This is a genomic window from Sulfitobacter sp. M85, assembly GCF_029285915.1.
GTDB lineage: Bacteria > Pseudomonadota > Alphaproteobacteria > Rhodobacterales > Rhodobacteraceae > Sulfitobacter > Sulfitobacter faviae.
In genome coordinates, this window is the sequence record NZ_JABECQ010000004.1 from 196,244 (window position 1) to 216,077 (window position 19,834).

Sequence of the window (19,834 nt, forward strand, 5' to 3'; positions counted from 1 at the left end):
ACTTTGACAGGTTGCGCCGATCCGGCCCTCGGGTGCAAGGGCCGGAAGGAAGTGTCAGCGTTCTTTCACATAGGGCTCGCCACCCGCGCGCGGCGGGATCGCTTTTCCGACAAAACCGGCGAGGATCACCACGGTCATCAGGTAGGGCAGGGCGCCCAGAAGCTGGCCCTGCACCTTGATGCCGATGACCGACTGGATCACGTCCGGTCGGGTCTCCAGCGCGCCGAAGAGGCCGAAGAGCAGGGTGGCCCAAAGGGCGTACCACGGACGCCACTTGGCGAAGATCAGCGCGGCCAGCGCGATGAAGCCGCGGCCCGCCGACATGTCCTTGACGAAACCCGCCTGCAGCGCGGTGCTGAGGTAGGCGCCCGCCACGCCGCAGAGCAGCCCGGCGATGCCGACAGCTGCATAGCGCAGACCCACGACCGAGACACCTGCGGTGTCGACGGCAGCGGGGTTCTCGCCCACCGCGCGCAGGCGCAGGCCGAAGCGGGTGCGGAACAGGATCCACCAAGTCAGCGGCACGGCGAGGAAGGCGGCATAGACGAGGATCGAATGGCCAGAGATCAGCTCTTCGTAAAGCGGGCCGATGACCGGCACGCTCTCCATCGACTCAGCGAAGGGCAGGGTGATCGGCTCGAACCGCGCGCCGCCGAAGAGCGAGGGGGTGCGGCCGCCTTGGGCGAACCAGTCCTGCGCGATCAGCACGGTCATGCCGGCGGCGAGGAAGTTGATCGCCACGCCGGAAATGAGCTGGTTGCCGCGGAAGGTGATCGAGGCAAGGCCATGCACGGCGCTGAGCGCCAGCGAGGAGGCGATGCCCGCCGCCAGACCGATCCAAACCGAGCCGGTGATCGACGCAAGCGCCGCCGAGAAGAAGGCCGCGGCCAGCATCTTGCCCTCGAGCCCGATGTCGAAGACGCCCGCGCGTTCGGAGAAGAGACCGGCAAGACAGGCCAGAAGCAGCGGCGTGGCCAGCCGCACGGTGCTGTCGAGCAATTGGATGAGCGTGATGTAGTCCATAGGTCAGACCCGCTTTCTCAGGGGGGTATAGGGGCTCATTCCGCGCTCTCCGACTGGGCGCTTCGGGGGCCGGGTTTGGGCGGGCCGGGGCGGCGGAACATCAGGAAGAGACGCTCCAGCGGCATCCGCACCATATTGTCGAGCGCCCCGGTGAAGAGGATCACGAGCGCTTGGATCACGACGATCAACTCGCGCGGGATCGAGGTCCAGAGCGCCAGTTCCGCGCCGCCTTGGTAGAGGAAGCCGAACAGGAGCGCGGCAAAGAAGACGCCCACCGGGTGCGAGCGGCCCATCAGCGCCACGGCGATGCCGATGAAGCCCGCGCCCTCGGTCGCGTTCAGCACCAGACGTTCGCTTTCGCCCATGACGTTGTTGATCGCCATCAGCCCTGCCAGCGCGCCCGAGATGATCATGGTGATCATGGTGATGCGCACGGGCGAGATGCCGGCATATTTCGCCGCCGGCTGCGAATGGCCGTAGGCGCGGATTTCATAGCCCAGACGGGTGCGCCAGATCAGCATCCAGATCGCCACGCAGGCGCCGACGGCCACCAGCAGCGAGACGTTGGCGGGGGCGGATTTGGAGAAGGCGATGCCAAGGGGGGCAAGCAACTCGTGCAGGGTCGGCAGATGCACGGCCTCCGGGAAGCGGGCGCTGGCCGGGTCCATGCTGCCCGGCGGGCGCATGACGTTGACCAGCACGTAGTTCAGCAGCGCCGCGGCGATGAAGTTGAACATGATCGTGGTGATCACGACGTGGGAGCCGCGCTTGGCCTGCAGCCAGCCGGGGATCGCGGCCCAGACCGCGCCCAGAAGACCGGCCATGACGCCACAGCCGATCAGTGCCAGCGTCCAATGCGGCCACGGGATGTAGAGCGCGGCCAGCGCCACGCCAAGGCCGCCCAGCATCGCCTGACCCTCGCCACCGATGTTGAACAGCCGCGCGTGAAAGGCCACGGCGACGGCAAGGCCGGTGAAGATGAAGTTGGTGGCGTAGTAAAGCGTGTAGCCCCAGCCATAGGTCGAGCCGAGCGCACCCTTGACCATGAGGTTAACGGCCGCAATCGGGTCCTCGCCGATCGACAGGATCACCAGCGCCGAGAGGACGGCGGCCAGCAGCAACGAGATCAGCGGCACGAGGATCACCTCGGCCCATTTTGGCATCACGTCCATCTCAGACCTCCTTGCGCGCGTCGCCGCCGGCGCGGGCGAGATTGGCCTCGACTTCGGCCACGCTATGTTCGTTCTCGGTGTCGGTGATGCCTGCCATGAGCAGCCCAAGCTCCTTTTCGTCGGTCTGATCGGCGGCGCGTTCGCCCATGATTTGCCCGTCGAACATCACCGCGATGCGGTCCGACAGGGCGAGGATTTCTTCCAGTTCCACCGAGACCAGCAGGATCGCCTTGCCCTGATCGCGCAGAGCAATGATCTGCTCGTGGATGAATTCGATCGCGCCGATGTCGACGCCGCGCGTGGGCTGGCCGATCAGCAGCAGGTCTGGGTTGCGCTCGATCTCGCGCGCCAGAACGATTTTCTGCTGGTTGCCGCCCGAGAAGTTCTTGGCCGCCAGCGTCGGGTCTGGCGGGCGCACGTCGAAACGCGCCATTTTGTCTTCGGCATCGGCGCGGATCGCGGCGTGATCCATCAGCATGCCGCTGTTGAAGCGGTCGTCGTGGTGGTAGCCGAAGACGTTGTTCTCCCACGCCTGGAAATCCATGATCAGACCTTCGCGCTGGCGGTCTTCGGGCACATGGGCCACGCCGCGCGCGCGGCGCGACTGGCCGTCGCTTTTCTTGCCCGAGAGGTCCAGCGGGGTGCCGTTGAGCGTAACGTTGCCGGTGCCGTCGGCATAGCCGCCCAGCACTTCCAAGAGTTCCGACTGGCCGTTGCCCGCAACGCCCGCGAGGCCCAGCACTTCGCCCGCGCGAATCTGAAGGTCGATCCCGCGCAGCCGCTCGACACCTTTGTCGTCGACGACGCGCAGCCCCTTGATGTCGAGGATCACCTCGCCCGGGGTGGCGGGCTCTTTGTTGACGCGCAAGAGCACCTTGCGCCCGACCATCAGCTCGGCCAGTTCCTGCGGCGAGGTCTCGGCGGTTTTCACGGTGGCGGTCATCTGGCCGCGGCGCATGACCGACACGGTGTCGGTGATCTCCATGATCTCGCGCAGCTTGTGGGTGATCAGGATGATGGTTTTGCCCTCGGAGCGCAGACGCCCGAGAATGCGGAAGAGCTGGTCGGCCTCGGCGGGGGTCAGCACGCCGGTGGGCTCGTCGAGGATGAGGATATCGGCCTGCCGGTAGAGCGCTTTCAGGATCTCCACACGCTGCTGCATGCCCACGCCGATGTCTTGGATCTGTGCGTCGGGGTCGACGTTCAGGCCGTAGTCCTTCGACAGTTCGATCAGCGTCTTGCGCGCCTTCGACAGCGAGGGCTTCAAGAGGCGGCCATCCTCAGCACCGAGAATGATGTTTTCCAGAACGGTGAAGTTCTCGACCAGCTTGAAGTGCTGGAACACCATTCCGATGCCTGCGGCGATGGCGGCTTGACTGTCGGGGATCTCGGTCTTGCGGCCACCGATGAAGATCTCGCCCGCATCGGCCTTGTAAAAGCCGTAGAGGATCGACATCAGCGTCGATTTGCCGGCGCCGTTCTCGCCGATGATGCCGTGGATCGTGCCCGGCATGACGCGGATCGAGATATCTTTGTTGGCCTGTACCGGGCCGAAGGCCTTGGAGATGCCCTTGAGTTCGATCGCGGGGGCGGTATCGGTCATGTCAAAAGGTCCTGCGGGCGTTGCAGCCCTTGATCTGGCGTTGGTCCATCGCTGCCCCGGTCACGCTGTGGGGTTTTAAAAGGGGCCGCGCCGATGATCGGCGCGGCCCCGGGGGTCGATTGTGGATAAATCGGGCTCAGAAGTCCAGTGCCGGGCAGCTGTCGTTCTCGTAGTAGGAGACCACTTTGATCTCGCCGTCGATGATCTTCTGGCGCGCTTCGTCGACAGCGGCCTTCATCTCTTCGGTCACGAGATCTTGGTTATGTTCGTCGATGGCAACGCCAACACCTTCTTCGGCAAGGCCAAGGGTCACGACTTCGCCGACTTCAAGGTCTTCGCCCGCCATCATCGCGTCATAGACGGCGACATCGACGCGTTTCAGCATGGAAGTCAGCACCTTGCCCGGGTGCAGGTGGTTCTGGTTGCTGTCCACGCCGATCGACAGGATGCCCTCGTCAGCGGCGGTCTGCAGCACGCCCACACCGGTGCCACCGGCCGCGGCATAAACCACGTCAGCGCCTTGGTTGATCTGCGCCTTGGTGATCTCGGAGCCTTTCACCGGGTCGTTCCAGGCAGCGGGTGTCGTGCCGGTCATGTTGGCGATGACCTTGGCGTCGGGATTGGTCGCCTTGACGCCCTGCGCATAGCCGCAGCCGAAGTGACGGATCAGCGGCACGTCCATGCCACCGACGAAACCGACGGTGCCGGTCTCGGATGCCATCGCGGCCATGACGCCGACGAGGTAGGAGCCTTCATGCTCGGCAAAGCTGACCTGGCGCACGTTGGGCAGGTCGAGCCAGTTGACGTCGATCACTGCGAATTTCGTGTCGGGATAGTCGGGCGCCACGGTCGCCAGCGGATCGGCCATGGCGAAACCCATGGTGATGATCGGGTTGGCACCGGATTCGGCAAAGCGGCGCAGGGCCTGCTCGCGCTGCGCTTCGGACTGCATTTCGATCTCGGCGAATTTGCCGCCGGTTTCTTCGGCCCAGCGGGAGGCACCGTTGAAGGCCGCTTCGTTGAAGCTTTTGTCGAACTTACCGCCGAGGTCGAAGATCAGCGCCGGTTCAGCGGCTGCCGCGCCCGCGGTGAGCGCGAGGCCCGCAGCAGCGCCGAGGAATTTCGTCATGAGGGTCATTTGGTGTCTCCCGGGTTGTGGTGTCGGGCGGTCAATCAGATGCTGCCGCCACGGCGTTTGTGGATCGTGTGATCAGGTATAATCTAGGGCGCAGGCGGGGGGTAGGGTCAACCGCTTTTTGAGGGCAAGCCGCCCGGATCGCCAGCGTGACCATGGGTCAAGACGCGTTGCAGGATGCAGGCATCCACAGGTGGGACGCCGCTGCGCGCGTAATAGGCACGGCGGGTGGCGATTTGGGCAAAGCCTTGATCATCATAGAGCGCGCGGGCGGGCAGATTATCGGCAGCGACTTCGAGAAAGGCACTTTCGCAGTCGGCGGGCAGGGCCGCCAGCCAGTCGCGCAGCAGGGCCCGGCCCAGCCCCCGACGTTGCTGCGCGGGGTCCACGGCTAGCGTCAGCAATTCGGATTCGCCCGCGATGGTGCGGGTCAGGGCAAAGCCGCCGGGGCGGGGGAAAAGCTGCACGAAGGGGCTGTCGAGCAGGCTTGCGAACTCCGCCTCTTGCCACGGCCTGTCTTGGGTGAAGGCCGCAGCATGGAGCGCGGCGAGGGCCGCCGGTGTCACGGCAGCAGCACCGGTGCCGCGTCGCGGGCGGGGGCGGCATCGGCGGGGCGCAGGTAAAGCGGCGCAGGGCGCGGCGGATTGCTCGCAAAGCGGCGCGCAGCGATGCGGGCGATGGCTTCGGCCACCGGCATCGCTGGCGGCTCTCCGCCCGCGCCGATCAGCGGGCCGGTGAAGGCCGGGAGGGCGGCGGCGTCCTGTAGTGCCGGCTCGGAGATGCCGGGGTTGTCAAAGCCTTGCAAGAAAACCTGATCACGGCGGGCATCCACCGCACAGGCGCAGGGGCCATCATGGCCTTCGCGCAGCGCGTCAAAGGCATCGACCCCGACCGCTGGAATGCCAAGGCCAAGCGCCAGCCCGCGCGCGGCGGAGACGGCGATGCGGATACCGGTGAAATTGCCCGGTCCGATGCCGACGCCAAGCGCGGTGAGGTCGGCATAGGCCAGCCCGGCCTCGCTCAGCAATTTAGCGCAAAGGACCATGATCCGCTCGGCCTGACCCTTAGTCATCGGCTCGGTGCGGGAGGCCAAGATCCGGTCGCCCGACAGCAAAGCGGCCGCGCAATGCGCGGCCGATGTGTCAAAGGCCAGAATCAGCGGCCCGCTCGCGCCATGCTCAGGCAACCGGGCGCACCTCTGTGACCTCGGGGATGTAGTGGCGCAGCAGGTTCTCGATGCCCATTTTCAACGTCAGGGTCGAAGAGGGGCAACCGGCGCAGGCACCCTGCATGTGCAGATAGACGACGCCACGCTCAAAGCCGTGGAAGGTGATATCGCCGCCGTCTTGGGCCACGGCGGGGCGCACGCGGCTGTCGAGCAACTCTTTGATCTGGCCGACGATTTCGCCGTCTTCGCCCTCATGCGCGGCGTGGCCGGATGTGGGCTGGTGGTCAGAGGCCATGACCGGCTCACCGGACTGGAAATGCTCCATGATGGCGCCGAGCAGGGCGGGTTTCACATGGTCCCATTCCACCGCGTCTTGCTTGGTCACGGTGACGAAATCGGTGCCGAAGAACACGCCGGTCACGCCCTCGACCGCAAAGAGCCGTTGGGCCAGCGGGGAGGTTGCCCCGGCTTCGGGGGAGGGGAAATCAGCGGTGCCCATCTCCAGCACGGTCTGACCCGGCAGGAACTTGAGCGTTGCGGGGTTCGGAGTGGATTCGGTCTGGATGAACATGGGGTGTACCTCGCTTTCGGCGTGGCTCCTGATATGCGCCTGCGCGGGCGGCAAGTCAAGGTTTAGAACCGTTCTAAATTGCGGCGCCGAGCATTGGGGCGGGCGGCAGAGCGCTTAGGTGATCGCTTCGAGCCGTTCCTTGCTCAGATCGCCGGGCACGATGGTGATCGGCACGGGCAGGGCACCGGCAGAGCGCGACAATTGCGTGACCAGCGGGCCGGGGCCTTTCTTGCGGTCACCGCTGGCGCCGAGCACCAGAACGCCGATGTCGGGGTCGTCGGACAGCTGCTGGATGATCTCATCCGTCGGTTCGCCCTCGCGGATGATCAACTCAGGATCGACGCCCTGTTTGTCGCGCATCCATTTGGCAAAAACCTCGAAATGCACCTCGATCCGTTCGCGGGCCTCTTCGCGCATCAGGTCGCCAACGCCGATCCAATGGTTGAACTCTTCGGGTGGGATCACCGACAGGACGGCCACGCCGCCCCCCGTGCGCGCCGCGCGCAGGGCGGCGAAACGCATGGCATTCAAACATTCGGTGCTATCGTCCAACACCACTAAGAATTTCCGCATCAAACCCTCTCTCCGCACCTCCTCCCGGTGCGGTACGATCATGGCGCGGGCGGGCGGCGCTGGCAATTGCTTTCGCGCGCCGCTGCCGTCCGGGCCTTCAGCCGCGCTGACTTGCGGCCCAATCCCAATACATTTCACGCACCTGGCGTGTGACCGGGTTCTGGTTGTCTCCGGTGCCATATTGCGTCTCGTCAAAGGCGCTGACAGGCGTGACCTTCATCATATTGCCCGACAGAAAGACCTCATCGGCGGCATGGAAGTCGTCAAAGCTGAGGACGGTCTCATGCACCTTCATCCCCGCCTCGCGCATGTTCGACATATGCCGCGCACGTGTGATCCCGGCAAGGAAGGTGCCATTGGGAATAGGGGTGAAAACCTCACCATCCTTGACCATGAAGACATTGGCGCTGGCGCTTTCGGCGACGTTGCCCATGGCATCGGCCACCAGTGCGTTGCCAAACCCTTTGGATCGCGCCTCGACCATCATGCGGGCGTTGTTGGGGTAAAGGCAGCCCGCCTTGGCGTTAACGACGTTGTCCTCCAGCACCGGGCGGCGGAAGCGGGTGCGGGTGAGGGTGGTCGCGGCCTCGGGCGGGGCCATGGGGATGGCCTCAAGGCTGATGGCAAAGCCGGTGGCACCTTCGCGCGGCACGATGCCCAGTTCGTCACCCGCCAGCGCCCAATACATCGGGCGGATATAGACCGCTTGATCGCGCGAATAGCTCTTCAACCCTTCGCGGCACATCTCGATCATATCCTCGGTCTCAACCGTGGGGGTGATCATCAGCGCGCGGGCCGAGCGGTTGATCCGCGCGCAATGCGCCTCGAGGTCCGGGGCAAGCCCGTCGAACAGCCGCGCGCCATCGAAAACGGTGGTGCCGAGCCATGCGCCGTGATCGGCGGCCTTGATGGTGGGCAGATCGCCGTCGTGCCATGCGCCGTTGAAATAGGTCTTGATGTCTGTGCCGGTGGCCATGTGACGATCCTCAGGAATTGCTTCGGTAGATGCCCTCGGGCAGGTTCAGTGCCGCCGTCAGATCGCTCAGCTGCGCGGGGGACAGAGTGATCTTGGCCACACGGTCGGTTCGGGCGTCCCATTGCTCGATCGTGATTTGCCCCGCGAAGGCAGAGACGGTGACGTCCTCGCGCAGGGGGGCGTCGGATTCGTCGATCAGGGTGATGACGGTGGCGTCGAATTCATGCTCGATGGTAAACATGAGGGCACATTAGGCTTTGTGCTCGCGAGCGCAAGACAGGCTTTGTGCTCACGAGTGCAAGACAGGCTTTGTGCTCACGAGCGCAAGACGGGGTATGTGCTCGCGAGCGCAAGACAGGGTTTGTGAAGCCAAGCGCAAGACCGCCGTGGGGTGTCAAAGCGCCGTGAACGGGGGTGGCGGCGGCAAGGCGTCATGATAGACAGGTGGCTCAAGGACCCCCGAGCGAGGATCAGCCGTGAAATTGTTGAATGCCCTTGGCGCATTTGCCGTCATCGCCCTGCTTTCTGCCTGTGAGGTGGCACCGATCCAGACAGGCCCGATCCCGGTCGACCGGCCGCAGACCACGGGGCAGACAAGCCCGCGGCTGAGCGCAAGCGCGGCGGCGCGGAGCTTTGTTCAGGTGGTCCGCACGCTTGAACCCGTGGCCGAACGGGAGTGTCGCACCCGGACGACGGGGATGAACTGTGATTTCAATATCGTGGTCGACGACCGCCCCGGCCAACCGGCCAACGCCTTTCAAACGCTTGATAAAAATGGCCGCCCCATCGTGGCGTTCACATTGGCGCTGATCGCCGATGCTCGCAACGAAGACGAGCTTGCTTTTGTGCTGGGCCATGAGGCCGCGCATCACATCGCGGGCCATATTGAACGACAGCAGCAAAACGCCATGGCGGGGGCGGTGATCTTTGCCGGTCTCGCCACGCTGAGCGGGGGCGATGCCAATGCCGTGCGCACGGCGCAGGAGTTGGGCGCAGAGGTCGGCGCGCGGCGTTATTCCAAGGATTTCGAGCTTGAGGCCGACGCCCTTGGCACGATCATCACCGCGCGGGCGGGCTATGATCCGCTGAGGGGGGCCGAGTTCTTTACCCGCATTCCCGATCCCGGCGACCGTTTCCTTGGCACCCATCCGCCCAATAACGCCCGGATCGATATCGTGCGGCGCACCATGGCGGGGCTGTAACGGTTTGCGCAAACTGGGGCAGGTGCTGAACGACCGCGGGTCGAAATATGCGGTGTCGGGCTGCCCTGCGCGCGACCGGGCCAAGGTCGATGCCGCGTTGAAAGACCTCAAACGCGACAAATCCTACGCCAAAGCCACGCATAACACTTGGGCGGTGCTGCTGTCGGATGGCGGCCCGCTCAAAGGCGACGATGGCGAATCCGGCGCGGGCATGGTGATCCTGCGGATGTTGGAGCGCGAAGGGCTGACCGATCATCTGATCGTCGTCACCCGCTGGTACGGTGGCAAACATCTGGGCGGCGATCGGTTTCGCCATGTGCAGACCTGCGTGCGGGCCTATCTGGATGCGCCCGCAGGCTAAAGGCTGAGCGCGATGGCGGCAAAGAAACAGGCCGTGGCGACCAGCACAAACACATGCCATATGGCGTTTTGATAGCGCATGCCGGGATGGGCATAGACCAAGGTGCCCGCCGAATAGGTCAGCCCGCCCGCGGCCACCAGCGCCAGTGCCGCCCCCGGCAGATTGTGCCACATCGGGTAGATCAACAGGACCGAGAGCCAGCCCATGCCGAGGTAGAGCGCGAGTGATCCCCGCGCATCGGTGCGCCAGAACCAGAGCTTGGCCACCGCGCCGATTACCGCCAGTGCCCAGACCACGCCGAGGATGCCATAGGCAAAGCCAGAGCCGATCACCATCACCAGCGGCGTATAGGTGCCCGCAATCTTGAAATAGATCGCCGCATGATCGACCCGGCCCAGAAAGGCACGGCTGCGGTCGAAGGGCAGCAGGTGATAGATGGCAGAGGCAGTGAAAGAGGCAAGGATGCAGCCCGCGTAGATCGCCGTTGCGGTCAATTGCCCCTCTTGCCCGGCGGCATGGATCATCAAAAGGATACTGGCGGGAATGGCGAAGCCGAGGCTCAGCACATGCACGGTGCCGTCGGCCAAAGTCTCAGCGATGGAGGTCGGATAGCCCATGACAGAAAGGTAGCAGCGAAACCGCCCTCTGCCATGGGTGACGAAAGGTAAAGCGCAGAGCCCGGTGGATCAGCGCGGTTTGTTGCCGTCGATCCAGCGCGACATCAGGGTCTTGTCGCGAAAACACTCCTGCGGGACATCGCGGCGTTTCAAACGCGCGATGCGTTCGGCAAAGGCGACTTGTTTGGCGGAAGGGTAGGCGGCAAAGGGCCCCTCCAACGCCTGCGGTTTATGGGCGTCGATCCATTCCGAGACCGCCGCGCGATCCGCTTCAATGCCTTTGGGAAGCTCTTCACCCGTTCGCTTGGCGAGTGACTGGGCGTATTGCATCTGTTTTTCGGTCGCGGGCATGCGGCGGTCGGCCTGTTTGGGCTGCGCGCTATCGCTGCCACGGGGCGGGCGACCTTGCTGCTCAAGGTCGAAGATGCCGGGGAACTGAGGTTGAAAAGACATGTGGTCATTCCTCTGCTACTGCGTTCTACATATAGAACAGAAAGGGAACATACTCAAGTCTCTCCGTAATCTCGCCCTTCCATGATAGTATATCTAGTATCGTGGGTGTTTTGTTCCACAATATCTGTGATGCGTCCGCTATCGTAGCTGTTCTGCCGCCTCTGCGATCAGTTCCGCCGTCTTCACCATCCGCGCGGGCAGGGGCCGCCCACGCCGTGAGGCGAGCCAAAGGTCATGCCAGCGCCGCTTGGGCAGAGGCAGCAGCCTGAGCCGGTCCTTGGCGGCAAAGGTTTCGACCCCGCTGCGGGGCAAAAGCGTATAGCCCACGCCCCGCGCCACCGCCGCCGGGATCTGGCCGATCTGGTTCACATAGCCACGCAGGCGCATCCGGTCGGCCCCCGGATAGCTGTCCGGGAAATTTAGCTGGAGCAGATCGTCGGCATAGGCGAAGCCATCGGGGTGGGCGATGAAGCCCCGGCTTTCGAGATCGGCAAAACTTTCTATCCGTTCCAATGCATTAACCGGCAGCACGAGGCAAAGTTCCTCGCGCCCCAGATGCCGGGCCTCTAACCTTGCGTGGGCAGGATCATCGGCCAGCACGCCCAGATCGAAGCGCCCATCGAGCAGCCCGGCGCGGATTGTGGCTTGGGGCGCGGCTTCGAGATGGAGGGAGAGGTCGGGCGCTTGGGCCATCCACGCCAGCAGCAGCGGCTGGAGCAGCATGGCGAAACTGCCGGAGCAGGCGATATGCACCACGCCCCGGTCGGGCAGGTCGGTCGCGATGCGTTCGCGCAGGCGCTGCTCTTCGCGGCGGCGGGCAAGGCCGGTTTCAAACAGCGCTTCGCCCGCCGGGGTCAGGGTGAAACTTTTGCCATCGCGCGCGATCAGCGGCTGTCCCAACTGGTCTTCCAGCTTGCGCAGATGCTGCGACACGCCCGGCTGGGTCATGTTGAGCCGCTGCGCCGTGCGGGTGAAATGGCCGGTCTCGCAAAGAGTGGTGAAGGTCTCAAGCCAGGTGGCGTTCAGCATGGTAAACAGTTCGTTATGATTTCGATGAGATTTGATAATTTCACATGTGAGATGCGCCTGTCTATCTCAACCTCAACGCAAACAGGAGACCGCATATGACCACCCCCCGTACCTTTTCCCACATCGGCCTATCCGTGCCGGACCTCGACGCCGCCGTGAAATTCTATTCCGAAGTTCTTGGGTTCTATGTCGTGATGCAGCCCACCGAAGCGGTGGAAGAAGACACCGCCATCGGCGTCATGTGCACCGATGTCTTCGGCCCCGGTTGGGGATCGCTGCGCATCGCCCATTTGGCGACAGCGGATGGCATCGGGATCGAAATCTTCGAGTTCCCCGGCAACTACGCCCCCGAAGAAAAGCTGGAGCATAAGCGCCACGGCACCTTCCACTTCGCGATCCAAGACCCCGATGTCGAAGGTCTGCTGGAGCGGATCATCGCGGCGGGGGGCAAGCAGCGGATGCCGGTGCGGGAGTATTTCCCGGGCGAGAAACCCTACCGCATGGTCTATGTCGAAGACCCCTTCGGCATCGTCTTCGAGCTTTACAGCCACAGCTATGAGCTGACCTATTCGGCGGGCGCTTACGCCTGAGAGAAACCCGCGGGGGCGTCAGGTAGTCTGACGTCCCCAAAGATCGTATTCGCCCGCCTCTTCGACTTCGACGGTGACGATGTCGCCGACTTTGAGGTTCTGGAAATCCTCGTCGATGAAGAGATTGCCGTCGATCTCGGGCGCGTCGGATTTGGTGCGGCAGGTGGCGGCGTCTTCGTCGATCTCATCCACGATCACGTCAAGGCGTTTGCCGACCTTGGCGGCGAGCTTGGCCTCTGAAATGGCTTGTGCCTTTTCCATGAAGCGCTCCCAACGGTCTTGTTTAATCTGGGGCGCCACATGATCCGGCAGCGCGTTCGACCGCGCGCCTTCGACGTTTTCGTATTGGAAGCAGCCGACCCGGTCGAGCTGCGCTTCGTCCAGCCAATCGAGCAGGGTCTGGAACTCCGCTTCCGTCTCACCCGGATAGCCGACGATGAAGGTCGAGCGCAGGGTGATGTCGGGGCAGGTGTCGCGCCATGCGGCGATCTCGTCGAGGGTTTTCGACGCAGCGGCGGGGCGGGCCATGCGTTTCAGCACGTCCGGATGCGCGTGCTGGAATGGAATGTCGAGGTAGGGCAGCACCAGCCCCTCGGCCATCAGCGGGATCAACTTGCGCACATGCGGGTAGGGGTAGACGTAGTGTAGCCGCACCCATGCGCCGAGGGAGCCGAGATCCCGCGCCAGATCGGTGATATGGGCGCGGTGGCCACGGTCTTCGGCATGTTTGATGTCGACCCCGTAGGCGGAGGTGTCTTGGCTGATGACCAAGAGTTCCTTCACGCCATTGTCGACGAGCCGCTCGGCCTCGCGCATCACGGCATGGGCCGGGCGGCTTTGCAACCGGCCGCGCATGTCGGGGATGATGCAGAACTTGCACTTGTGGTTACAGCCTTCGGAAATCTTGAGGTAGCTGTAGTGCCGTGGGGTGAGCGAGACCTGCTGCGCGGGCAGAAGGTCGATGAAAGGATCAGGCGCGGGCGGCACTGCGCCATGCACCGCGTCGAGCACCTGTTCGTATTGATGCGGGCCCGTGACGGCGAGGATGCGGGGGTGATGTTCGCGGATGTAATCGGGCTCGGCCCCCAGACAGCCGGTGACGATCACCTTGCCATTTTCCGTCAGCGCCTCGCCAATGGCATCGAGGCTTTCGGCCTTGGCGCTGTCGAGAAAGCCGCAGGTGTTTACGATCACCGCATCGGCGCCCGCGTAATCGGGCGAAACGCCATAGCCTTCGGCGCGGAGCCGGGTCAGGATGCGTTCGGAATCGACCAATGCCTTGGGACAGCCGAGGCTGACCATGCCGATGGTCGGCTGGCCAGGGCGGGCGGGATCGCTGATCTTCGCCTGCGGGGCGAGGTCGGGGCGCAGATTGGGTGGGTTTGTGCTCATGGCTTGCGCTATAAGGCAAGCGGATGAGCGGGGAAAGAGCCGCCGGGCAGGAGGAGAGAGCCATGAGATGGATTATACGGGTCATCGGCGCGCTGTTGCTGATCGTCGTGATCATGCTGGGGGCGCTGTTCCTGCTGCCCGGTGAGCGGATCGCGCGGATCGCCAGTGACCAACTCAGCCGGATGACCGGGCGGGAGGTGTCGATCACCGGCGATGTGGGCGTGACGCTCTGGCCGGTGCTGGGGGTGACGGCGGGCGGGCTTGAGGTCGGCAATGCCGATTGGACCGATAAGGGCGCGCTGCTGACGGCGGCCAATGCGGCGATTGGGGTGGATGCGGGCGCGCTTTTGCGCGGTGAGATACGGATCACCAATATCGCGGCGCAAAGTCCGGTGATCCGGTTGGAGCAACGCCTTGATGGGCGGGCGAGTTGGCAGTTCACCGACAGCGCCAGCGGCGCGCGGTTGGAAACCGAGAGCGCGCCGAACGCTAACCGGCGGCCACTAAGCATTCAGAAACTCACGGTAACCGATGCCACGCTGATCTATGACGCGGAAGGGGCGGATGTGCTGCGCTACGACGGTGTCGATCTGGCGCTCGATTGGCCCGAGCGGGGCGGGGCGGCGGATATCACCGCTAGCATGGCGCCCACAGGGCAGGCGGTGCAGCTTGCCGCGCGGATCGAAGGCTTTGCGGATTTTCTGGACGGAGGCGTGCAACCGCTGCGCGCGGAGGTCACGGCGGGCGGGGGCGACGCCTCGTTTGATGGGCGTGGATCGCTCGACGGTGCGCTCGCCGGTGATCTGCGGGTTGATAGCGCCGACACGGCAAGGTTTCTGGCGTCCTTTGGCGCGGGCGGTATCAATCTGCCGCGCGGCTTGGGGCAGTCGGTTGATCTGCGAAGCGGGCTGACCCTGACGGCGGATCGGCGTCTGTCGCTGCGCAATCTCGCGGTGGATTTGGGCGGCAACAGCCTGACCGGGCAGGCCGATCTGGCCCTGAACGGCACGCCGCGGATCACCGCAAACCTGCGGACCGGGGCGCTGGACCTCTCGGCCCTGTCCGAGGAAACCGGTGAGACGAAAGGCGCCGACAGCACCACCACGGCGGATGCAGAGGGCTGGTCCCAGCAAGAGATCAACGCCGACTGGCTCGCCGCCTTTGACGGGAACATCGCCCTGAGCGCGGAAAGCATCGATCTGGAGCAGCTCGACCTTGGCCCCACCCGTGCCGTGCTGCGCAATGAGCGCGCGCGAATGGTCTTTGATCTGCAGGATATGAACGCCTATGGCGGCAAGGTCGCGGGGGAGTTTGTGATGAACAACCGCGATGGCCTGTCCGTGGGCGGCAGGCTGCAAGCGCAGAACGTGCAGATGCGCGACCTGCTGGAGGATGCCGCCGGGGTGACGCGCTTTACCGGGGCGGGCGATGCCGACCTGTCGTTCCTCGGGGTGGGGCAGTCTATTGACGCGATCATGCGCTCGCTCAGCGGCTCCGGCGCGCTGACCATGGGGCGCGGCACGATTGCGGGGATCGACTTGGACGCGCTGCTCGGCTCCGTCGATGCCGAAGGCGGCAGCACGGTGTTCGATTCCGTGGAGGCGACGTTCGAGATCGCCAAGGGCGTCTTGCGCAACGACGATCTGCTGATGCTGCTGCCGAACTTCAACGCGACGGGGGCAGGGCAGGTCGATCTGGGGGCGCAGAGGCTGGACTATACGGTCACGCCCAAGGCGCTGCGCGTCAATGCGTCGCGCGGCGGGCTGGCGGTGCCGGTGCGGATCAGGGGGCCTTGGGCGGACCCTGAGATCAAGGCCGATCTGCGCGCCGCGATCGACCTGAACTTTGCCGAGGAAAAGCAGCGGGCCGAGGATGTGGTGCGCCAGAAAATACAGGAAGAATTGAACATCGCACCCGACGACAACCGCTCGACCGAGGATATCGTGAAGGATGAGTTGGAGAATGCGGTCAGACGCGAGTTGTTCAAACTGTTCGACTAGGCGCCCCCCGCCGCCCCCCGCCGCCGCTTGGCGAAACTCATGGTGGCGTAGGCGGGCGGGCTGCGGTAAGGCTGACGCGACATTCTAGGAGAGGCGCAATGGCCAACGATCTTTTCAACAGCTTCATGACCGGCCCCGACGAACAGGGCCGTTTCGGCGATTTCGGCGGGCGCTTTGTCTCGGAAACGCTGATGCCGCTCATTCTTGAGCTGGAAGAACAATATGAGAAGGCCAAGACCGACGACAGTTTCTGGGCCGAGATGCACGACCTCTGGACCCATTACGTTGGCCGCCCCAGCCCGCTCTATCACGCCGAGCGGCTGACCGAGCATCTGGGCGGTGCCAAGGTCTATATGAAGCGCGACGAGTTGAACCACACGGGGGCGCATAAGATCAACAACGTGCTGGGGCAGATCATCCTCGCCTGCCGCATGGGCAAGAAACGCATCATCGCCGAGACCGGGGCGGGCCAACACGGTGTGGCAACGGCGACGGTCTGCGCCAAGTTCGGCCTGAAATGCGTGGTCTACATGGGCGCGCATGACGTGGAGCGTCAGGCCCCCAACGTCTTTCGCATGCGCCTTTTGGGCGCCGAGGTGGTGCCGGTGACGAGCGGTCGCGGCACGCTGAAGGACGCGATGAACGACGCGCTGCGCGACTGGGTGACCAACGTGCGCGACACCTTCTATTGCATCGGCACCGTGGCCGGGCCGCACCCCTATCCGGCGATGGTCCGCGACTTTCAGTCGATCATCGGCAAGGAAGTCCGCACTCAGATGGAAGAGGCCGAGGGCCGTCTGCCCGACACGGTGATCGCCGCCATCGGCGGGGGCTCTAACGCCATGGGGCTGTTCTACCCCTTCCTCGACGACAAATCGGTGAACATCATCGGTGTTGAGGCCGGCGGCAAGGGCGTGGACGAGAAGATGGAACATTGCGCCTCGCTCACCGGTGGGCGTCCGGGCGTGCTGCATGGCAACCGGACCTATCTGTTGCAGGACGACGACGGGCAGATCCTCGAAGGTTATTCGATCTCTGCCGGGCTGGACTATCCCGGCATTGGCCCCGAGCATTCCTGGCTGCATGACATCGGCCGGGCGCAATATGTCTCGATCACCGACCGCGAGGCGCTGGAGGCGTTCCAGCTGTGCTGCGCGCTTGAAGGGATCATCCCGGCGCTGGAGCCGAGCCATGCGCTGGCGCATGTGCTGAAGATCGCGCCGGAGCTGCCGAAGGATCACCTGCTGGTGATGAACATGTGCGGCCGGGGCGACAAGGACATCTTCACCGTTGCCCGTGCATTGGACTTCGACATGGGTGAATTCGCCTAAATTCCCATCCGAATCCGAGTCGAGTTTAACGGGTCCGCGTGAAAACGCGGGCCCGTTTTTTATGCGACAACGCGCGGTATGTGATTTACGCATAAACTTTGGGCAGGGGGCGAACTTCTTTGCCGAAAAAGCACGAAAAAACTTTCACATCGCGAAAAGACCGGCTAGCCTTTCTTTGCAGCCCGCGCGCCTGCCCGCGAAACCCCGTTTCGCCCTTGCAGGCTTGACGCTAAGGCAATCTACCCCCCGTATTTCGCGCCCGATTGGCTTCGTAAACCAAAGTTTATGTCGCTCTTACAGGGGTTTAGATCGGACGATTTAAACCCGGGACAGATAGCCAATCCCCCCTCGAATGCCCTTTTCCCTGTCATCCCAACGACGCCGCGTCACCGATGAGCGGCTCGTAACCCAACCCGGGACTGAAAGGAACACGACATGAAAAACGCATTCGCAACCGCCGCACTGATCCTTGCCACAGCAGGCACCGCCGCCTTCGCACAGGGCATGGAAGGCCAGCAGGTCGGCTATACCGCAGATAACGCAGATGCCGCCTATTCGACACGCAACGTCACTTCCGACGCTCTGAGCTTTGACGACCTGCGCGCCGAAACACCTGCCGAGGCAACAGCGACCGTATTCGTCACCACACAAGACGCACAAGAAGATGGCCGTTTCGTCCGCTAAACGCGGGCCACGGCTCCTCCCCCTAACTTTCTCCCCCGAAAGGCTAAAACGATGAAAAAGACACTCGCAACAACCGCACTGATCCTCGCCACCGCAAGCACCGCTGCTTTCGCTCAAGGCATGGAAGGCCAGCGCATCGGCTATAACGACAAGACCGACAACGGCGTTTCCTATTCCAGCCGCAGCGAAGCCGTGGACAAGACCAAGCTGGAAATCTTCCAAGACGGTATCCTGCGCGCCGAAGACCTCTCCGACGTGACCATCACCGTTTTCCCGACCGCGCAGAGCGACGCTTCGGTCAACCGTTTCCCGCGCTGATCCCTGCGCGACCCTAACTTTCCCCCGAAAGGACACGACATGAAAAAGACACTCGCAACCACCGCCCTGATCCTTGCCACAGCAGGTTCCGCCGCTTTTGCACAGGGCATGGAAGGCCAGCAAATCGGCTATAACGACAAAGCTGATGCAGGCGTTTCCTACGCCAGCCGCAACGACGCTGTCGACAATGTGAAACTGGACATCTTCAACAACGGCACCTTCCGCGCAGAAGACACATCTGACGTGACCGTCACCGTCTTCCCCGCCGCGCAAGACGCCGAGAAAGTGAACCGTTTCCCGCGCTGATATCGGCTCGATGCCTGCTAAGACATTGCGGTAAAACAGTCTTCCGGCCAGCCAAGCAACCCTGAACTGGCCTCAAGAGAATGCACTCGCCCCCCGGGGCGGGTGCCAAATCACTAAGGGTTGATCAGGGCGCATGCCCGCCATCCCTTGCACTTCGGTGCGCCGCGGTTAAATACGGCGAACACCAAGGCAAGGCTTCACCATGAATAATAAGAAAAAGATCGCACTGTGGGTTATCGCCGCTCTACAGTTCAACGCCACTGTCTATTTCGTGCTCGTTTTTGCACTGGAGGGGCGTGGTGTGACGCTTTTCGGCACCCCGCTGGCTGACATTGGGCCGAACAAGGGCATTCAGGTTTTGGGTCTGATTCTCGGGGTCGTTCTGGGCTGGATGGCACTGCGGATGAGCCTCCAGCGGGCCGAGCGAGCAGAGACGGCGCTGCGTCATTGTACGGTGGAATTCGCCGATGTGCTCGAAGAACACTTTCGCGAATGGCACCTTACCCCGGCAGAGCGGGACGTGGCGATTTTCCTGACTAAGGGTTTGAATACACGCGATATTGCCGAGATGCGCGGCACTTCCGAAGGCACCGTGAAGGCGCAGACCAATGCGATTTACCGCAAGGCGGGCGTGACAGGGCGGACCCAGCTTCTCAGCACCTTTATCGAAGACTTGATGGACGATTCCCTGATGCCGCGTCCCAAGTCGAAACTGCATCTCTGCCACGCGGCCTAAGGGCGGCGTGGCGCCTCAGCGCGTCAGTTCCAGAATATCGAAATCGCTTTCCACTGCCGGTGACGGGAACAGCAGCCGCGCGCGGGTGGGGCTGACCCGCTGGAACACGGCCACGTCGCTTTGTACCTTGCCGCCTGAGGTGAAATCTTCGGGCAGATCGGCATAATCGGGCGGCGTTTCGCCCCGGACATAGCCCACCCCGGCATAGATCGCGCGGCCTTCGCGCAGGGTGATGTCACCCTTGGTAAGCTGTGATCCGGTGAGTTTTTCAAAGGTGAAACCGCGATTGCTGGCGGTAAAGCGGCATTTGAACGGGCTATAGGCCACAAGCGGGCTGATCCCGCCCAGCTTGATCGTGCGGCAAGACCAATCGCCCTGCAAATCGGCGGAGAATGCGACCTGAGGCTGCCCAGAGAGGGCGCGGGTCAAGATCGCCACATCCCCGGCGTCGCCCCCGTTCAGCGCTTGCATCATGGCATTGCCAAAGGCGGCGTCAAAGGTCTCCAGCCGGGCGCTATCGGCGGGGCGGAGCGTGGTTTCCGCCCAAGCGGTGACGGGCAGAAGCAGCAGGAGGGGCAAGAGGCGCAGGCGCAT

General features: G+C 63.6%; 24 protein-coding genes. 9 read left to right on the forward strand and 15 right to left on the reverse strand.

Annotation, left to right across the window (positions count from 1 at the left end):
* Positions 1-54: 54 nt before the first annotated feature.
* The 10 genes from HKX24_RS09570 to HKX24_RS09615 form a co-directional block, all read right to left on the reverse strand.
* Positions 55-1,023, reverse strand: coding sequence for an ABC transporter permease (locus HKX24_RS09570; RefSeq protein ID WP_271691967.1), 969 nt, complete (start codon positions 1,021-1,023; stop codon positions 55-57).
* A gap of 35 nt (positions 1,024-1,058) precedes the next feature.
* Entirely contained in the window at positions 1,059-2,195 is a 1,137-nt protein-coding gene (locus HKX24_RS09575; protein ID WP_209217438.1) for an ABC transporter permease, read from the reverse strand.
* Position 2,196: 1 nt separating this feature from the next.
* Entirely contained in the window at positions 2,197-3,798 is a 1,602-nt protein-coding gene (locus tag HKX24_RS09580; protein WP_271691966.1) for an ABC transporter ATP-binding protein, read from the reverse strand.
* Between the two features lie 136 nt (positions 3,799-3,934).
* Positions 3,935-4,936: a BMP family ABC transporter substrate-binding protein gene (locus tag HKX24_RS09585; protein WP_271691965.1), complete on the reverse strand. Its 1,002-nt coding sequence runs from the start codon at positions 4,934-4,936 to the stop codon at positions 3,935-3,937.
* 107 nt (positions 4,937-5,043) lie between these two features.
* Entirely contained in the window at positions 5,044-5,499 is a 456-nt protein-coding gene (locus tag HKX24_RS09590) for a GNAT family N-acetyltransferase (protein ID WP_271691964.1), read from the reverse strand.
* Complete coding sequence (tsaB, locus tag HKX24_RS09595; protein WP_271691963.1) at positions 5,496-6,119, reverse strand: tRNA (adenosine(37)-N6)-threonylcarbamoyltransferase complex dimerization subunit type 1 TsaB; 624 nt, start codon at positions 6,117-6,119, stop codon at positions 5,496-5,498. The genes HKX24_RS09590 and tsaB overlap by 4 nt, the downstream gene beginning before the upstream one ends.
* Positions 6,112-6,672, reverse strand: coding sequence for a NifU family protein (locus tag HKX24_RS09600; RefSeq protein WP_271691962.1), 561 nt, complete (start codon positions 6,670-6,672; stop codon positions 6,112-6,114). The genes tsaB and HKX24_RS09600 overlap by 8 nt, the downstream gene beginning before the upstream one ends.
* 114 nt (positions 6,673-6,786) lie before the next feature.
* The gene (locus tag HKX24_RS09605) at positions 6,787-7,245 is read right to left on the reverse strand and encodes a universal stress protein (protein ID WP_040700546.1); all 459 of its coding nucleotides are present in this window, start codon (positions 7,243-7,245) and stop codon (positions 6,787-6,789) included.
* Positions 7,246-7,342: 97 nt separating this feature from the next.
* Positions 7,343-8,221, reverse strand: coding sequence for a branched-chain amino acid aminotransferase (locus HKX24_RS09610; RefSeq protein WP_271691961.1), 879 nt, complete (start codon positions 8,219-8,221; stop codon positions 7,343-7,345).
* A gap of 10 nt (positions 8,222-8,231) precedes the next feature.
* The gene (locus HKX24_RS09615; RefSeq protein ID WP_067261534.1) at positions 8,232-8,462 is read right to left on the reverse strand and encodes a hypothetical protein; all 231 of its coding nucleotides are present in this window, start codon (positions 8,460-8,462) and stop codon (positions 8,232-8,234) included.
* Between the two features lie 235 nt (positions 8,463-8,697).
* Between HKX24_RS09615 and HKX24_RS09620 the strand changes: the two genes are divergently transcribed.
* Positions 8,698-9,423 carry a M48 family metalloprotease gene (locus HKX24_RS09620; protein WP_271691960.1) on the forward strand — a complete coding sequence of 242 codons (726 nt, stop codon included), beginning with the start codon at positions 8,698-8,700 and terminating at the stop codon, positions 9,421-9,423.
* 4 nt (positions 9,424-9,427) lie between these two features.
* Positions 9,428-9,784, forward strand: a complete 357-nt coding sequence (locus tag HKX24_RS09625) for a YigZ family protein (protein ID WP_271691959.1) — start codon at positions 9,428-9,430, stop codon at positions 9,782-9,784.
* Here the strand turns inward: HKX24_RS09625 and HKX24_RS09630 are convergent.
* The 3 genes from HKX24_RS09630 to HKX24_RS09640 form a co-directional block, all read right to left on the reverse strand.
* Positions 9,781-10,401, reverse strand: a complete 621-nt coding sequence (locus HKX24_RS09630; RefSeq protein WP_209217431.1) for a hemolysin III family protein — start codon at positions 10,399-10,401, stop codon at positions 9,781-9,783. The genes HKX24_RS09625 and HKX24_RS09630 overlap by 4 nt on opposite strands.
* A 69-nt stretch (positions 10,402-10,470) precedes the next feature.
* Positions 10,471-10,854: a hypothetical protein gene (locus HKX24_RS09635; protein WP_082851951.1), complete on the reverse strand. Its 384-nt coding sequence runs from the start codon at positions 10,852-10,854 to the stop codon at positions 10,471-10,473.
* A 138-nt stretch (positions 10,855-10,992) separates the two neighbouring features.
* Positions 10,993-11,883, reverse strand: a complete 891-nt coding sequence (locus tag HKX24_RS09640; protein WP_271691957.1) for a LysR family transcriptional regulator — start codon at positions 11,881-11,883, stop codon at positions 10,993-10,995.
* 95 nt (positions 11,884-11,978) lie between these two features.
* Between HKX24_RS09640 and HKX24_RS09645 the strand changes: the two genes are divergently transcribed.
* Positions 11,979-12,473, forward strand: a complete 495-nt coding sequence (locus HKX24_RS09645; protein ID WP_067261541.1) for a lactoylglutathione lyase family protein — start codon at positions 11,979-11,981, stop codon at positions 12,471-12,473.
* Between the two features lie 18 nt (positions 12,474-12,491).
* Here the strand turns inward: HKX24_RS09645 and rimO are convergent, their stop codons facing one another.
* Entirely contained in the window at positions 12,492-13,865 is a 1,374-nt protein-coding gene (gene rimO, locus HKX24_RS09650; protein WP_271691956.1) for a 30S ribosomal protein S12 methylthiotransferase RimO, read from the reverse strand.
* Between the two features lie 62 nt (positions 13,866-13,927).
* Between rimO and HKX24_RS09655 the strand changes: the two genes are divergently transcribed.
* The 6 genes from HKX24_RS09655 (at position 13,928) to HKX24_RS09680 (ending at position 19,240) form a co-directional block, all read left to right on the forward strand.
* Positions 13,928-15,865: an AsmA family protein gene (locus HKX24_RS09655; RefSeq protein ID WP_271691955.1), complete on the forward strand. Its 1,938-nt coding sequence runs from the start codon at positions 13,928-13,930 to the stop codon at positions 15,863-15,865.
* A gap of 98 nt (positions 15,866-15,963) precedes the next feature.
* Positions 15,964-17,196 (forward strand): tryptophan synthase subunit beta, encoded by a 1,233-nt coding sequence (gene trpB / locus HKX24_RS09660; protein ID WP_271691954.1) that lies wholly within the window; start codon positions 15,964-15,966, stop codon positions 17,194-17,196.
* Positions 17,197-17,631: 435 nt separating this feature from the next.
* Positions 17,632-17,880: a hypothetical protein gene (locus HKX24_RS09665; RefSeq protein ID WP_067263219.1), complete on the forward strand. Its 249-nt coding sequence runs from the start codon at positions 17,632-17,634 to the stop codon at positions 17,878-17,880.
* A gap of 51 nt (positions 17,881-17,931) precedes the next feature.
* On the forward strand, positions 17,932-18,198 hold the full coding sequence (locus tag HKX24_RS09670; protein ID WP_271691953.1) for a tryptophan synthase subunit beta: 267 nt from the start codon (positions 17,932-17,934) through the stop codon (positions 18,196-18,198).
* A gap of 39 nt (positions 18,199-18,237) precedes the next feature.
* The gene (locus HKX24_RS09675; protein WP_271691952.1) at positions 18,238-18,504 is read left to right on the forward strand and encodes a tryptophan synthase subunit beta; all 267 of its coding nucleotides are present in this window, start codon (positions 18,238-18,240) and stop codon (positions 18,502-18,504) included.
* Between the two features lie 202 nt (positions 18,505-18,706).
* Positions 18,707-19,240: a LuxR C-terminal-related transcriptional regulator gene (locus tag HKX24_RS09680; RefSeq protein WP_209217422.1), complete on the forward strand. Its 534-nt coding sequence runs from the start codon at positions 18,707-18,709 to the stop codon at positions 19,238-19,240.
* Between the two features lie 15 nt (positions 19,241-19,255).
* Here the strand turns inward: HKX24_RS09680 and HKX24_RS09685 are convergent, their stop codons facing one another.
* Positions 19,256-19,834: a DUF4893 domain-containing protein gene (locus tag HKX24_RS09685; RefSeq protein ID WP_271691951.1), complete on the reverse strand. Its 579-nt coding sequence runs from the start codon at positions 19,832-19,834 to the stop codon at positions 19,256-19,258.